14 protein-coding genes are annotated in these 15,113 nt (G+C 71.6%); 4 read left to right on the top strand and 10 right to left on the bottom strand.

What is annotated here, in order from left to right; all coding sequences use genetic code 11:
• Positions 1-3 precede the first annotated feature (3 nt).
• From OUA97_RS08530 to OUA97_RS08515, 4 genes are all read right to left on the bottom strand, one after another.
• Positions 4-468 (bottom strand): SRPBCC family protein, encoded by a 465-nt coding sequence (locus OUA97_RS08530; protein ID WP_267231432.1) that lies wholly within the window; start codon positions 466-468, stop codon positions 4-6.
• Entirely contained in the window at positions 465-806 is a 342-nt protein-coding gene (locus tag OUA97_RS08525) for an ArsR/SmtB family transcription factor (RefSeq protein WP_267231431.1), read from the bottom strand. Before OUA97_RS08525 ends, OUA97_RS08530 begins: the two co-directional genes overlap by 4 nt.
• On the bottom strand, positions 803-1,477 hold the full coding sequence (locus OUA97_RS08520) for a glutathione S-transferase family protein (RefSeq protein ID WP_267231430.1): 675 nt from the start codon (positions 1,475-1,477) through the stop codon (positions 803-805). The genes OUA97_RS08525 and OUA97_RS08520 overlap by 4 nt, the downstream gene beginning before the upstream one ends.
• A 268-nt stretch (positions 1,478-1,745) precedes the next feature.
• Positions 1,746-2,684 (bottom strand): alpha/beta hydrolase family protein, encoded by a 939-nt coding sequence (locus OUA97_RS08515; RefSeq protein ID WP_267231429.1) that lies wholly within the window; start codon positions 2,682-2,684, stop codon positions 1,746-1,748.
• 145 nt (positions 2,685-2,829) lie between these two features.
• On the opposite strand from OUA97_RS08515, the gene OUA97_RS08510 reads away from it, so the two are divergent.
• Together OUA97_RS08510 and OUA97_RS08505 are read left to right on the top strand one after the other, a co-directional pair.
• Positions 2,830-3,594: a LytTR family DNA-binding domain-containing protein gene (locus tag OUA97_RS08510; RefSeq protein ID WP_267231428.1), complete on the top strand. Its 765-nt coding sequence runs from the start codon at positions 2,830-2,832 to the stop codon at positions 3,592-3,594.
• Between the two features lie 266 nt (positions 3,595-3,860).
• Positions 3,861-5,264, top strand: coding sequence for a serine hydrolase domain-containing protein (locus tag OUA97_RS08505; RefSeq protein WP_267231427.1), 1,404 nt, complete (start codon positions 3,861-3,863; stop codon positions 5,262-5,264).
• A gap of 12 nt (positions 5,265-5,276) precedes the next feature.
• On the opposite strand, the gene OUA97_RS08500 is transcribed toward OUA97_RS08505, so the two are convergent.
• Both OUA97_RS08500 and OUA97_RS08495 read right to left on the bottom strand, forming a co-directional pair.
• Entirely contained in the window at positions 5,277-8,084 is a 2,808-nt protein-coding gene (locus OUA97_RS08500; RefSeq protein WP_267231426.1) for an ATP-dependent DNA helicase, read from the bottom strand.
• A 68-nt stretch (positions 8,085-8,152) separates the two neighbouring features.
• Complete coding sequence (locus tag OUA97_RS08495) at positions 8,153-8,581, bottom strand: GFA family protein (RefSeq protein ID WP_267231425.1); 429 nt, start codon at positions 8,579-8,581, stop codon at positions 8,153-8,155.
• A gap of 121 nt (positions 8,582-8,702) precedes the next feature.
• Here OUA97_RS08495 and OUA97_RS08490 point away from each other — a divergent pair, with 121 nt between their 5' ends.
• Complete coding sequence (locus OUA97_RS08490) at positions 8,703-11,174, top strand: ligase-associated DNA damage response DEXH box helicase (protein ID WP_267231424.1); 2,472 nt, start codon at positions 8,703-8,705, stop codon at positions 11,172-11,174.
• Positions 11,171-11,899, top strand: a complete 729-nt coding sequence (pdeM, locus tag OUA97_RS08485) for a ligase-associated DNA damage response endonuclease PdeM (protein ID WP_267231423.1) — start codon at positions 11,171-11,173, stop codon at positions 11,897-11,899. The genes OUA97_RS08490 and pdeM overlap by 4 nt, the downstream gene beginning before the upstream one ends.
• On the opposite strand, the gene OUA97_RS08480 is transcribed toward pdeM, so the two are convergent.
• The 4 genes from OUA97_RS08480 to OUA97_RS08465 form a co-directional block, all read right to left on the bottom strand.
• Positions 11,900-12,367, bottom strand: a complete 468-nt coding sequence (locus tag OUA97_RS08480; protein ID WP_267231422.1) for a DUF3429 domain-containing protein — start codon at positions 12,365-12,367, stop codon at positions 11,900-11,902.
• Positions 12,368-12,371: 4 nt separating this feature from the next.
• Complete coding sequence (locus tag OUA97_RS08475; protein WP_267231421.1) at positions 12,372-13,154, bottom strand: TIGR02186 family protein; 783 nt, start codon at positions 13,152-13,154, stop codon at positions 12,372-12,374.
• Positions 13,154-14,074 carry a sulfite exporter TauE/SafE family protein gene (locus OUA97_RS08470; RefSeq protein WP_267231420.1) on the bottom strand — a complete coding sequence of 307 codons (921 nt, stop codon included), beginning with the start codon at positions 14,072-14,074 and terminating at the stop codon, positions 13,154-13,156. Before OUA97_RS08470 ends, OUA97_RS08475 begins: the two co-directional genes overlap by 1 nt.
• A gap of 23 nt (positions 14,075-14,097) precedes the next feature.
• Positions 14,098-15,113 (bottom strand): SEL1-like repeat protein (locus tag OUA97_RS08465; protein ID WP_267231419.1); only part of this gene is annotated, 1,016 nt, incomplete at its 5' end.

The raw sequence follows: 15,113 nt of genomic DNA, 5'->3' as shown, positions 1-15,113 counted from the left end.
CCGTCAGTGGGCGCCGGCCGCCTCGACCTCCAGCGCCAGCCGCTCGATCCCCTCGCGGGTGCCGTGGATGCGTTCTTCCAGGTCGTCGTGGCCGTCGAAATAGGCCAGCTGCTCGGTCATCCGCATGAAGGTCGCCTCGCCCTCGGCGCTGAACTCCACCGTCACCAGCGAGGCCGACAGCCGCTTGCCGCCGACCTCGATGTCATAGGCGAAGACGATCCGCGCGTCGGGCACGATGTCGAAGAACACCTTCTCGACCCGCTGGCTGATCGCCCCGGGCAGCTGCGCGCGATAGCTCTCGCGCCCGCCGGGCCGGAAATCCATGGTCAGCTCGGTCTCGGCTTCCTCGACGTGGCAATCCGACCAGCGCTTCTTGGCCTCCAGGTCGGCCCAGGCCCCGAACACCGCCGCCGGCCGGGCCGCGAACCGCCGCTCGATCACGAAGCTCGTATGGGTCGCCGAGGTCATTGTCCGCCTCCATCCTTGGTCTGCGCCAGATAGGCGTCCAGCCTGTCGAACTGCGCGTTCCAGGCCCGCTTGCGCTGCGCCACCCAGGCCTCCAGCCCGGCGAACGCATCCGGCGCCAGGCGGTAGGTCCGCACCCGCCCGGACTTCTGCGAGGAGACCATGCCGCTCGCCTCCAGCACCGCCAGGTGCTTCATCACCGAGGGCAGCGCCAGGGTGGTCGGCGCCGCCAGCTCGCTGGCCGAGGCCGGGCCCGCCGCCAGCCGATCGATCATCGCCCGCCGCCCCGGATCGGCCAGCGCCGTGAACACCCGGTCCAGCCCCTCGCCGCCCCCGCTCACGCCCCCTCCAGGAAGCGCGCGGGCATCAGCTCGCGATAGGGGAAGTACTCGAAGAACGGCCGCGCCTCGGCCAGCGTCCGCGCCACCGACGGCCGCGCGACCAGCCGCTCGAAATAGGCCCCAAGCGCGCCCTGCTCCTCGCCCCACGGCGCGACGATGCCGGCGTAGAACAGCGCCGGCGCCGCGGCGCAGTCGGCCAGGCTGAACGCCTCGCCCGCCGCCCAGCTCCGCCCCGCCATGTGTCCGTCGATCAGGCCATAGGCCATCGCCAGCATCTCGCGGGCGTTCGCCACCCCGCGCGGATCCTTCTCGCCCTCGGCCCGCAGCCGGTCGGCGACGATCTTCTGCATCGGCGTCATCACATACTGGTCGAACACCCGGTCCCACAGCCGCGCCTCCAGCCGCGCCTCGGGCTCGGCCGGCAGCATCGACGGCCCCGGATAATGGGCGTCGAGATACTCAAGTTGGATGCTGGTCTCCGGCACGGCGCGGTCCCCATCGACCAGCAGCGGGATCTTCGCCGTCGGCCACAGCGCCTCGAACTGCTCACGCGCCTGAGGCTGCGAGAAGTCGACCACCCGCGCCTCGAACGGCGTGCCGCGTTCATAGAGCCCGATCAGCACCTTGTGGCAGTAGGACGACAGCGGATGGAAGTGCAGCACCAGGCTCATGGGATCGGCTCCTCGCAGGAAAATACTTTCCTCATAAGCTAACTATCTCACACCAAGCCTGGCAAGCAAAAGTTTCCGCATCGGCTAAGTATCCCCAGCTGTCATCCCGGTTTCGGCGCAGCCGAAGACCGGGACCCATGAACACCGGATGGATCAGAAACCGGCGCGGCCGAGCCCCATCGCCTCCTCCTGCGCGAATGGATCCCGGACAAGCGCTGCGCGCTTTCCGGGATGACACCCCTGGAAAACCAGGGATGGCAGCCTCACCTCACAGCCGCGCCTTCAGGAACCGCACCACCTCGGCGTTGAACCGCTCGTGGAAGGCCGTCCGGTCGAACCCCGGCGTCGGCGCGCACACCGCCGGCGCGGCGGCCGCCAGCTGCGGCGTGCAGGGCCGCAGGAAGTCGAAATGCCCCGCGTCCTCGACGCGATGAAACTCCGGCGGCGTCGGCAGGCCCGCGCGGACCGGCTCGACATACCACGGCGCCGGCAGCACCTGGTCTCGCCCGGCCTCCCACAGCTGCACCGGCTGGCGCACCGCCGCCAGCCCCTCGCGGCTGAACGCAAAGCCCAGGGCGGGCGCGGCGATCACCACCGCCTTGATGCGCGCATCGTGGGTCCAGCGCGGCGCCTCCACGGCCACCGGCCGCGCGGCGATCAGCCGGCAGTCGTAGAAGCCCGGGTTCGCCTGGCAGTGCTCGCCGATGCGCGACAGGTCGGCCTGCCCGCCCGCCGCCGTCAGCACCGTGAACCCGCCGGCCGAGAACCCGAACGCCCCGACCCGCGCAGGATCGAGGCTCGTTCGCCCCTCCCAGGCCCCCAGCATGTAGTCGATCAGCACGGCCAGCTGCCGCGGCCGCCCGGCCACGTCGGTCGCCCGGCTCTGGTCGCGCCAGTTGTCGCCGGTATGGGTCAGGGCCGCGACCACGAAGCCGGCGCGGGCCAGGGCCTGAGCCGTATCCTCATGGCTGCGGAAATCCCCGCCATTGCCGTGCGAGATCACCACCAGCGGCAGGCCGCGTCCGCCGCCGGGCGGCGCCCACACCCCGGCCTCGATGGCCGGTCCTTGGCCGTCGGGCACGACCAGCCGCGAGAAGCCTCCTGCCTCGTTCGGCCTCGCCGCCGCGGCGGGCGCAGGGGTGGACGCCGGTTCGGGCGAACCGGACGACAGGGCCGCCAGGGCGGCGATCAGGGGCAGCAGGGACATCGGCGAGCGCTCTCCAAGGGACGTTGCGAGCCCGCTGATGACCGCCCGGCTCTGCCCTGCGCCAGCGGTTCTGCGTGAACGGGCGAACGGGTTCGCGAGCGGGCCGGCGGCTGCGGCCGCGCCCCGCCTTTGCTAGGCTCAGCGCATGGAATCGACGGGCGGCGATCGGGCGAGTTGGCGGGCGACGGCGGCGGGCTTCGCCGCGGCGAGCGTGCTTGGCCTGGTGCTCGGCGCCATCGGTCCGTTCGGCAGCTATCTCAACGGATCGGCGCCGGTGCGCATGGCCTACTGGGTCGCCAACCTCTGGGTCGGGTGGCTGGCCTTCGGGTTCAGCCTGCCACGCCTCTCGGCCTGGGCGGCCCAGCGCAATGTCCCGCTGTGGGCCTGGACGCCGCCGGCGGTCGCGGTGCTCGCCATCCTGCCCGCCCTGCTCAGCCGCGCCATGGCCGTGCGGCTCTGGCCGGTGGTCGGCCAGGTCCACTGGCTGGAATGGTACGTCCAGTGCCTGCTGATCAGCACCCTGATCACCGCCGGCGTGCTCTGGGCCACCCGTCCGCGCAGCGTCGCCGGCGGCGTGAACCCGACCTCCGCCGACCCGCGCGAGCGGCTGCCCGCCCATCTTGGCCGCACGGTGCTGTGCCTGAAGATGGAGGACCACTACGTCCGGGTGCACACGCCGCAAGGCTCGGCCCTGGTGCTGATGTCGCTCTCCCAGGCGATGGACGGCCTGAAGGATCTTGAAGGCGCCCAGACCCACCGGTCCTGGTGGGTCGCCCGTGAAGCCGTCACCGGCGTCGTCGAGGACGGCCGCAACCTGCGCCTGACCCTGCGCGGGGACCTGCAGGCCCCCGTCTCCCGCGCCCGCGTCGGCCGCCTGCGCGAAGACGGCTGGCTCGCGGGCGGCCAGTAGCGCTCACCGCGTCCCGTCTTCATCCCGGTTTGCGCAGCAAGACCGGGCCCCATGAACACCAGATGGAACAGACCTCGGCGCGGCCGCGCCTCATCCGCCGCCGCAAGCGCGCCTGGACAAGCGCTGACGCGCTTTCCGGGATGACACGACAAGGCTCCGCCGGTTCGGCCGATGCGCCGCCATTGACGCACGCGCCTAAATTGCAATGATCCCACACCGCTACCCAGGCCGGAGACGTCATGCGAGTTCTGCGCATTGCTATCGCCATGACCACGGCCCTTGCCGCGTCGGTCGCCGCCGCAGCGTCACCGCCGCAGACGAAGGCCGACGACTTCGGCCGGCTCTATGTCGACGCCGTCAACAGCGAAGCCGGGTTTGAACGCTTCATGCTGCGAGATGCGGAACCCGTCCCCCGCGACGCCCTCCGCTTCTTTTTCGACGACCAGCGCTGGATCAACGGCGGCGGCGTGGACCTGATCGGCGCCCGTCCTCGGCCTGGAAATCCCCGCCTGATCGAGGTGGCGGTGCGCAACCGCATCTATGGCGCAATCCAGGGCGTCGAGTTGACGCTCGGCGCCGCCGACCGCATCGCCGCGTTCGACCCGACCCCGGCCCCCGCCTGGGCCGTGCGTCCGGCGACGCCCGTGACCCAAGCCGAAATGACGACGCGCGCCACCCAGCTCATCGACAAGGGCTGCGCGGCCGGCCTGTTCTCAGGCGCCGTCCTGATCGCCGACGGCGCCGAAGTGCTGGTCGAGAAGGCCTGCGGCGAGGCCTCGCGCCGCTATCACGCGGCCAACACCACGACGACGCGCTTCAACATCGGCTCGATGGACAAGATGTTCACGGTCGTCGCGGCCATGCAGTTGGTCGAGGCCGGCAAGCTCTCGCTGGACGCCCCGCTCGACCGCTATCTGGACGCCTCCTGGCTCGCTCCCGACGTCGCGCGAAAGGTCACGGTCTGGCAGCTGATGACCCATACCAGCGGCCTCATGCCCGATGTCGCCGACGAACTCGAAACCAAGCCCCGCTTCCGCCTTCGCGAGCTGGACCAATTCAAGCCCCTGGTCCGCGACGCCAAGCCGACGACCACCCCCGGCGAGACCTTCAACTACAGCAATACCGGCATGCTGCTGCTCGGCGCGGTGATCGCCCAAGCCTCGGGCGAGGACTACTACGCTTACGTCCAGCGCCACATCTTCGCGCCGGCCGGCATGGCCGCGACCGGCAGCTACCTCATCGACGACCCGGTCGAGAACCTGGCCATCGGCTACACCCGCATTCCCGGCAGCGACTTCGGCTGGCGGGAGAACTCGATCCGCATCCTGCGCCGTGGCATTCCGGCCGGCGGCGGCTACTCCACCGTCGGCGACCTCCACCGCTTCGCCCTGGCGCTGCAGTCGGAAAAGCTGATCTCCGCCGCTTCGCTGCGCCGCCTCTGGGCCGACGAGGATCGGGACAACTACGCCGCCGGTTTCGAGATCGACCACGGCGCGATGGGCCTCGCCGTCGGCCACTCAGGCCTGGACGCCGGCGTCAGCACCCGCGCGCGCCTCTACCTGGACCGCGGCTACGTCGCGATCATCCTCGCCAACATCGACCGCGCCGCCCCGCCCCTGCTCAACGCCATCGAAGGAGAGCTGCTGCGCGCGCCGGCGCGATCTCGCTAGATCGTCTAGCCGTCAGTCCGCCGCCGCCGCCGGCCCGAGGAACTCCGTCACCGCCTCGATGACCTCGACCAGGCCCAGTCGGTCGACCCGCACGCCTTCCGGCAGGCCTGAGAACAGCCGCGTCGGGGCGGCGGCGTCCAGCATCACGAACACGCCCTTGTCGTCGGCGCGGCGGATCAGCCGGCCGAAGGCCTGGGAGATGCGGGCGCGGGCGACGTTGTCGTCATAGACCTTGCCGCCGAACCGCGCGCGGCGAGCCTTGTGCAGGATGTCGGGCCGCGGCCAGGGCACCCGGTCGAAGGCCAGCAGCCTCAGCGAGCGGCCCGGCACGTCGACCCCGTCGCGCACCGCGTCGGTGCCCAGCAGGCACGAATCCTCCTCGGCCCGGAAGATGTCGACCAGCGCGCCGACCTCCAGCGGATCGACGTGCTGGGCGTAGAGCGCCAATCCCTTGTCGGCCAACGGCGCGGCGATGCGCTCATGCACCGCCCGCAACCGGCGGATGGCGGTGAACAGGCCCACGCCCCCGCCCCCGGCCGCCAGGAACAGCTCGCGCATCGCCGCGGCCACCTGGCGCGGGTCGTCGCGGCCGATGTCGGTGACCACATAGGCCCGCGAATTGGCGGCGTAGTCGAACGGCGAGGCCAGCTTCAGGGTCTTGGGCCGGTCGGGCAGGCGCGCGGCGCCGGTCCGCATCTCGGCCAGGGCGAACGGGTCGTCCAGGGTCGGATCGGTCAGGGTGGCGCTGGTCACCAGCACCCCGTGCGCCGGGGCGATCACCGCATTGGTCAGCGGCTCGGTCGGGTCGACCCAGTGGCGGCGGCAGGCGGCGTCCACCACCCGACCATAGAGGAAAGTCGCATCGAACCAGTCGACGAAATCCGGATCGTCCTCGGCGTCCTCGTCGATGGCCCGCAGCATCGAGCGCCAGGCCGGCAGCAGCATCCGGCAACGGCGGTCCAGGCCGCGCAGCGCCCCTTCGATCCGACCCCGGTCGCTGGTGACGATCTGGCTGGCCTCTTCGTCCAGCAGGTCTTCCAGATGCCGGGCCAGGGCCAGCAGCGGGGCCTCGATCTTGGCCAGGGCGGCCGCGGCCTCGCGGGCGGTGGCCCGCACCAGATCCAGGGCCGGACGCGCCGCACACTCCATGCCGACGTCGGACGGCGCGGCGCGGGCCCGCAGTTGCTCGATCACCGCCACCAGGAAGGCTTCGATCGGGCCGATCGGATTGACCTCGCCGTTCGGCGGCGCGATGCGCCCGGACCAGCCCTCGCCCGGCAGGGCGGCTGCGGCCTGGATGGCCGCGATCAGCGCCTCGCGGGCGTCCTCGCGGTCGCCCAGCATGTCCATCAGCCGCGCTTCCAGCCCGCGGCCGCGCCGGCCGCGGCCTTCCGGCCCGCGGATCCAGCGGCGCAATTCGGCGGTCTCCTGCCCCGACAGCGCTGCGGCGAAGGCCGCATCCGCGGCGTCGAACAGGTGGTGGCCCTCGTCGAAGACGATGCGCTTGAGTTGGGTGGTCTCGCCGTCGGCCTTGGAGCCGCGCGCCGCGCGGGCCCCGTCGAACGCCGCCTGGGTCAGCACCAGAGCGTGGTTGGCGATCACCAGGTCAGCCTTGCGCGACCCGCGGATCGCCTTCTCGACGAAGCAGGCCCGGTAATGCTGGCAGCCGGTGTGGACGCACTCGCCGCGCCGGTCGACCAGGTTGCCGGCGCTGGCCTGCCCCGCCGCCGGAACCGCGAACAGGGTCGGCAGCCAGGCCGGGAAATCGCCGCCGGTCATGTCGCCGTCGCGCGTCGCCCGCGCCCAGCGCGCGGTCAGCGCCATGCCGATCAAGTCGGCCCCGCCCTGCTGGGCGGTGTTGGCCATGTCCTGGAAGTTCAGCAGGCAGAGATAATTCTCGCGCCCCTTGCGCACGACCGCCTTCTTGGCCCGCACCTTGGGGTCGGCAAAGATCGAATGGCTCTCGCGCTCGATCTGCCGCTGCAGGGCGCGGGTGTAGGTCGAGACCCAGACCGACGGCCCGTTGGCCTCGGCCCACAGCGAGGCCGGCGCCAGGTAGCCGAGGGTCTTGCCGACCCCGGTGCCGGCCTCGGCCAACATCATCCGCGGCTCGCCTTCGCGCTCACGCGGGGCGAAGGCGAAGGCCGCCTCCTGGGCGTATTCGGCTTGGGCGGGGCGGGTCTCGTCCAGCCCCGAGCGCTGCAGCAGCTCGGCCAGCCGCTGGCCGGCGTCCTCGGGCGCGATGGGCCGCGAGCTGGCCTCCCCCGGCGGCGCCTGGTCCTCCCACTCGGCGATGCGGGTCCAGACGTCCATGCCCGAGGTGCGGAACTGATTGCCGACCGGGGCCGAGCGCAGGGCGGCGACCACCGAAGGGCCCCAGGCCCAGCCGGCGCGCATCATGGTCTCGGCCAGGGCCAGGGCTTCCTCGCGGCTCGGCTGCGGCGCCTGGGCGATTTCGGCCAGCAGCTGCGTGCAGGCCGCGCGCAGGGCTTCTGCCTGCGCCTGCGCCCCCTTCGGCTCGGCCTGACCGAGCGCCAGGGCCAGGCCCACCGCCGACGGCGCGCAGAAGGTCGCCGGCCGTGTAAAAGCGTAGAGCTCCAGCGCATCGAAAAGGCCGGGCATCCGCGGCGGCGCATTGAGCCCCAGCCGGCGCGCGGTCATCGAGGCGTGCGCCACCAGCACCGGGCCGCGTTGGAGCAGATCACGGGCGTCCGGCGCGCGGATCGGCTGCCCGCCGGTCGCATCGGCGACAGCCGCGCGCGGCCCCGGCAGCACCACCAGGGCGGGCGCAAGATCCAGACTCGTAGCCGGGGCGTTCACCCCGCCTTGCTAGCCGCTTTCGGCAGGAAACGGAAAGGGAACGTGGAAAACCTGCCGATCGGCCGCGGTTACTCGCCGATCGCCTCGCCGGAGCCGCCGAACTCGGCCGGGAAGTCCTTCAGTTTCGGCAAGCCGTCCTTCATCCGCAGCACGGTCTCGGCATAGTTCACGTGCACGCCCGGCGTGAATTCGAGGGTCGGCAAGGTCGCGGCGAACACATCGACCAGCTTCAAGGGCGGATGATTGGTCATCAGATGACCGCCGCACTTGCTGCAGTACTTTCGCTCGCTCAATTCGGTCTTGGCGAAGGTGGCCACATATTCATCGCCCGCGGTCACCTTGACCGCCGACGGCTCCCAGAGACTGAAGGCGTTGACCGGCCCGCCCGACCACGATCGGCAGGACCTGCAATGGCAATAGCCCATGGCTGCCGGTTGGCCCGTGACCTCGATCTTCACGGCGCCGCAAAAGCACTCACCCGGGTACGACTGAGACATGCTCGGCTCCTGTCAGCTTATGCGCGACGGGCGCAAGTCTACGCCCTCCGCGTGCGCCTGCTACCGACTCAGAGGCGCAAGAATTCGCTGAAACGGAACGGGAACATGCTATAGGCGGACCATGGCCGATAGCCCGGCGAGCCCGCCTGATCTGCTGCCCGCAAGGTTCGCCGCCTGGTTCGAGGCCCGCGGCTGGAGCCCGCGCGCCCACCAGCTGGACATGGTCGCGAAGGCGCGCGAGGGCCGCGACGCCCTGCTCATCGCCCCCACCGGCGGCGGCAAGACGCTGGCGGGCTTCTTGCCCAGCCTGATCGAGCTGGCCCAGCGCCCGCCGGCCAACGCCCCGCGCGGGATCCACACGCTCTACATCTCGCCCTTGAAGGCGCTGGCCGTCGACGTCGAGCGCAACCTGATGGCGCCGATCCTCCAGATGGGCCTGCCCATCGTCGCCGAGAGCCGCACCGGCGACACCGGGATCTCGCGCCGCCAGCGCCAGCGGGTGAAGCCGCCGGACATCCTGCTGACCACGCCCGAACAGCTGGCCCTGTTCTGCGCCTGGGAGGGCGCGCGGCTCTATTTCGAGAGCCTGTCGTGCGTGATCCTCGACGAGATCCACACCCTGCACGGCTCCAAGCGCGGCGACCTGCTGGCGCTGGATCTTGCGCGCCTTCAGCAGTTCGCGCCGAATCTGCGCCGGGTCGGGCTGTCGGCGACGGTGGACGATCCCGACGTCATCCGCCGCTGGATGGGCTATGGCCGCGCCGCCGACACCCACGAGCAGGTGGCCCTGGTCCGCGGCCCGGCCGGCGCGCCGCCGATCGTCGACATGCTGCTGTCGCAGGGACGGGTCCCCTGGGCCGGCCATACCGCCAAGCACGCGATGGACGAGGTCTACGAGGCGATCAAGGGCGCCCGCACCGCCCTGGTCTTCGTCAACACCCGCTTCCAGGCCGAGTTCGCCTTCCAGGAGCTCTGGCGGCTGAACGAGGACAATCTTCCCATCGCCCTGCACCACGGCAGCCTGGCCGCCGAGCAACGCCGCAAGGTCGAGGCGGCGATGGCGCGCGGCGAGCTGCGGGCCGTGGTCTGCACCTCGACCCTGGACCTCGGCATCGACTGGGGCGACGTCGACCTGGTCATCCAGCTGGCCAGCCCCAAGGGCGCCAGCCGCATGGTCCAACGCATCGGCCGCGCGAATCACCGCCTGGACGAGCCCTCGCGCGCCCTGTTCGTGCCGGCCAACCGCTTCGAGATGCTGGAGTGCCAGGCCGCCCGCGAGGCTATCGCCGAGAACCGCTTCGACGGCGAGGCCAGCCGCGTCGGCGCGCTCGACGTGCTGGCCCAGCACGTCATGGGCTGCGCCTGCTCCGAGCCCTTCGACCTCGTGGCCCTCTATGACGAGATCACCAGCGCCGGGCCCTATCGCGACCTGCCCTGGGAGGACTTCGAGCAGGTCGTCGACTTCGTCTCCACCGGCGGCTACGCGCTGAAGACCTACGACCGCTTCCGCCGGATCGTGAAGACCCTCGACGGCCGCTGGACCGTGCGCAACGCCGAGACCGCCCAGCGCCACCGGCTCAACGTCGGGGCCATCGTCTCGCCGGCCATGCTGGCGGTGCGCATCTCGATGGGCCGCGGCCGCGCCGGCCGCAAGATCGGTGAGGTCGAGGAGGGCATGCTGGAGATGCTCGATCCCGGCGACACCTTCGTCTTCGCCGGCCAGGTCTGGGCCCTGGTCGCCGTCACCGGAACCGAGGTGCTGGTCAGCCCGGCGACGAACAAGGACCCGAAGATGCCCTCCTGGGGCGGCTCGAAGTTCGCGCTCTCGACCTTCCTGGCGAGCCGCGTGCGCGAGCTGATGTTCGACCAGGCGCACTGGAAAGTTCTGCCGCCCGACGTGCGCGAATGGCTCGAGGCCCAGCGCGACCTGTCGCTGATCCCGCCGGCCGAGGAGATGCTGCTGGAGACCTTCCCGCGCGGGAAACGGTTCTTCCTGGTGGTCTATCCGTTCGAGGGCCGGCTGGCCCACACCACGCTGGCCATGCTGCTGACCCGGCGGCTGGAGCGGCTGGGCTGCGCCCCGCTCGGCTTCGTCTGCAACGACTACGCCATGGCGATCTGGGCGCTGAAGCCGATGGACGGCCTCGATTTCGACGAGCTCTTCGGCGAGGACATGCTCGGCGACGACCTGGAGGCCTGGCTCGCCGAAAGCTTCATGATGAAGCGCGCCTTCAAGGGCTGTGCGATCATCTCCGGACTCATCGAGCGGCGCTTCCCGGGCCACGAGAAGACCGGCCGCCAGGTGACCTTTTCGACGGACCTGATCTACGACGTGCTGCGCCGCCACCAACCCGACCACCTGCTGCTGCGCTGCGCCCGCGAGGACGCCGCCACCGGCCTGATCGACGTCGCCCGGCTCGGCCAGATGCTGGCCCGGATCAAGGGCGCCATCCGCCATGCGCCGCTGGCGCACCTGTCGCCGTTCTCGGTGCCGATCCTGCTGGAGATCGGCAAGGAACGCTCGCCCGGCGACGCCGGCGAGATGATCCTGGCCGAGGCCCAGGACGACCTGATCGCCGAGGCCATGTCGTGAGCGCGCTCGCCGCCCCCGCCCCCTACGCCTTCGCGCCCAGCCCGTGCGGCGGCCTGCGCACCGCCCTGAACGGCGCCGCCGTGACCTTGCGCCCCAGCGGCGCGCTGTGGATCGAGGCCGCGCGGACGCTGGTGGTCGCCGACCTCCACCTGGAGAAGGGCTCGGCCTACGCCATGCGCGGCCAGATGCTGCCGCCCTACGACACCCGCGACACCCTGCGCCGGCTGCAGGCCGAGGTGATCGCCGCCCAGCCGGCCGCCGTCGTGCTGCTCGGCGACACCTTCCACGACCGCGCCTCCGAGGACCGCCTGGCCCGCGACGACGCCGAGGGCCTGCGCACGCTTTCGGGCCAGACCCGCCTGATCTGGGTGGTCGGCAACCACGACGCCGACGGCCCGCGCCGGCTGCCCGGCGAGGTCGTGGCCGAGATCGCGCTCGAGAGCCTGATGCTGCGCCACGAGCCGACGCCCGGCCGCCAGGACGGCGAGGTCGCCGGCCACCTGCACCCGTGCGCCCGCGTGGTCGCCTCGCGCGGCAGCGTGCGCCGCCGCTGCTTCGTCACCGACGGCGCGCGGATGATCGTGCCGGCCTTCGGGGCCTATGCCGGCGGCCTCAGCATCCGCGACGAGGCGTTTTCAGGACTGTTCGCGCGCCCGCCGCTGTGCGGGGCGTTGGGGGCCGGGCGGGTGCACGCCGTCGGCTGGCGCTCCGTCGCCGGAGACTAGCTACAGCCGCATCGCCTGTTCGAGCGCCAGGCCCAGCGACAGGCAGGCGCCCAGGGTCAGGCTGGTCATCAGCCGCGGATAGCGGGCCGGGACGTCCGGCGCGGCGTGGTCGTACAGCCACTGCAGGATGAACGCCGCCAGGAAACCGCACAGCAGCCAGGCGGTCTCCACCGAGCCGCGGGCGAAGATCAGCGTCCAGGCCACGGTCGGCGAGACCACCGAGGTCGCCAGCCGCGTCCAGCGCGGGGTCGCCCGCCCGCTCTCCAGCCCCCAGCGGATGCCGCCCAGGAACCCGAGCACGATCGCCGACCAGGTCAGCAGCACGGTCAGCCCCGGGCCGCTCAAATCGGCGTCGCCGTAGACATAGGTCAGGGCGGAGATCGGGAACGGCGCCAGCCCGAGCAGCGCGATCACCCAGAGCGGGCGCGGCGCGGACGTCTCGGCGTGCACGTGGCCGTCGGTTTCCAAGCAGTCAGTTCCTCCGGAAGGCCACCGAGGCCGCCCAGCCGGCGGCCAGGGCGATCGCCACCGAAGCCAGGCCGTACGACCATGGCCTTTGATGGGCGAACAGGTAAAGCGCCCGCTCGATGCCGGCCTTCTCGACGGTCAGGCCGCGGGTCCGGCTCGACACCGGCTGGCCGTCCTGGAACAGGAAGATGTCCGCCGAATAGACCCCGATCGGCGCCCCGGTCGGCAGGTCGATCTCGGCCTTGAACAGGCCCTTGTCGACGAAGCTGACCCCGCGGGAGTCGGCGGCGTAGAGGCCGCTGGCCTCCTTCAGCCGCACCACGGCCCGTCGCCAGTCGAGATAGTCCGCCCCCAGGCCGCTGACCACCACGTCGCGCACGCCGTAGCGGGTCTCGATCCGCTGCTCCATCGGCGCGTTGATCCGCAGGTGGTCGATCCCCGCGCCCAGCCGCCGCAGGGTGCTGAAGCTGGCGATCTCGTTCAGGGGGCGGGTCGAGGCGGCCATGTAGAAGCCCGGCGCGCCGTCGAACACCACCGGCCGCGAATTGACCCAGACCCCCGCGATGCGGGTCTTGCGCGCCATGCGGACCGGGGCCTCGGGCCCGCGCACGATGACCACGACGTCGCTCGGCTTCTGGCTGGTATCGAGCACCGCGCCGTAGAGCACGATGCGCGCGCCGCGGAAGCTGGAGGTCACCCGGACATTGGTCGTGGTCAGCGCGGCCGAAACGGCGGCCGGCGGCGGCGTCGGCGGCAGGGATGGCGGCGGGGCGGCGTCCATCGCCATCAGCCGTTCCCCGCCATCAGCACGAAGGGCTCGGAGGGCGTGAAGAACAGGCCCAGCCCCATCCGCAGGCCCACCGCCAGCACGATCAGCGCCAGCAGCGCCCGCAGTTCCTCCGCGCGGAACCGCGACGAGGCCCGCGCCCCGACCTGCGCGCCCAGCACGCCGCCGATCAGCAGCAGGGTCGCCAGCACCACGTCGACGGTCTGGTTGCGCCCGGCCTGCAGCACGCTGGTCAGCGAGGTGGTGATGATGATCTGGAACAGGCTGGTGCCGACCACGACCCCGGCCGGCATGCGCAGGATGTAGACCATCGCCGGCACCAGCACGAAGCCGCCGCCGACACCCATGATCGCCGACAGGATGCCGACGAACACGCCCAGCAGGACCGGCGGGATGACGCTGATGTAGAGCCGTGAACGCGGAAACCGGACCTTGAACGGCAGGCCGTAGAGCCAGGGCGGGCGGCGGTCCTTGCGCGGCTTGGGCGTATCGCCCCGACGGCGACGCAGGATCGAGCCCAGCGACTCCCACAGCATCAGCGCGCCGATGACGCCCAGGAAGATCAGGTAGGACAGCGAGACCACGAGGTCGGCCTGGCCCAGCAGCCGCAGCCAGCGGAACACCTCGACGCCCAGCAGCGACCCGACCGCGCCCCCGGCCGCCAGCACCCCGCCCATGCGGAAGTCGACCGCCTTGCGGCGCGTGTAGGAGATGACGCTTGAGGTCGAGGAGGCGGCGACGTGATTGGCCTCGCTGGCCACGGCGACCGCCGGTGGGATGCCCAAGAACACCAGCACCGGCGTCATCAGGAAGCCGCCGCCGATCCCGAACAGGCCCGAAATGAACCCCACCGCCGCGCCCAGCGCAATCAGCAGGGGCGCGTTCACCGAGACTTCCGCAATGGGGAGGTAGAAATCCAAGGGCGCCCCTTACCCGGCGCGCGTCACCGCGTGAAGACCTGAAGCCGCGAAAGCGTGACGGGATCGAGCGAGCCGGTCGCCGCCATGCCCTGATGCCGTTGGTAGGCGGCGATCGCCATGGTCAGGGCCGGCGAGACATTGCCGTCGGTCGGCCCCTGGTAATAGGCGAGCCGCGACAGCGCGCGCTGGGCGGTGGCCACGTCGTTGCTCGCGGCGGCCGGCGCCGCGGCGGCCGACACGGCCGGCGACACTGGCCGGAATCCCTGGGCCGAGCGCTCGGAGACCGCGCGCGCCTCGGCCGACAGGCCCGCGCGCACCCGCGCGGCGTTGTCGAGCGCCAGCTCGTCGCGGCTGCGGGCCGCGATCAGATACCACTTGTAGGCCTCGGCCGCGTTCTGGGTGACTCCGCGCCCCTGCTCGTAGAGGACGCCCAGATTGTACTGGCTGTCGACCAGGCCGAGATCGGCCGCCTTGCGGAACCACTCGGCCGCCAGGGTCAGGTTCTTCGGACCGCCCTGCCCCTGGGCGAGCGCGATGCCAAGGTTGTGCATGGCGGCGCGGTTGCCGCCCTCGGCGGCCCGTTCGGTCCAGCGACGGGCCTCGACCGGATCCTTCTTCAGGCCCGCGCCGCCGTCGGTATACAGCTTGGCGAGATAGAACTGCGCCGGCGAATGACCAAGGTTCGCGGCCTTGCGCAGCTTGTCGAGGCCGCCCGGCTCGGAGGCCTCCAGCGCGCGCAGCGCCTCGGCGTAGAGATTGCTGACCGCGGAGGGATCGCCGACCGGCGCGGTCGCCGGCAGACCCGAAGACGAGGTCACCGGTTGCGGCGCCAGCGCCACGGCGGCGCGGACGCTGGTCGGGTTCGGCGTGGTGTCGGCCTCACCGCCGGCGATTTCGCCGGCCTGGTCGCTGGCGAACACCGCCAGGGCGTCGGCCACCCGCTGGGGCGGGGCGCCGCCGGGTTCGGCGTCGGTCACGAAGTAGCTGGCCGCCGCCGCCCCGGACGCGCAACGCCTGACCCGCGAAGAGCCTGCGGGGA

The sequence above is a fragment of the Phenylobacterium sp. 58.2.17 genome (assembly GCF_026411515.1).
Classification (GTDB): domain Bacteria; phylum Pseudomonadota; class Alphaproteobacteria; order Caulobacterales; family Caulobacteraceae; genus Phenylobacterium.
The sequence above is the reverse complement of the archived record's forward strand: the minus strand, read 5'-3'. Positions and strand labels throughout refer to the sequence as shown.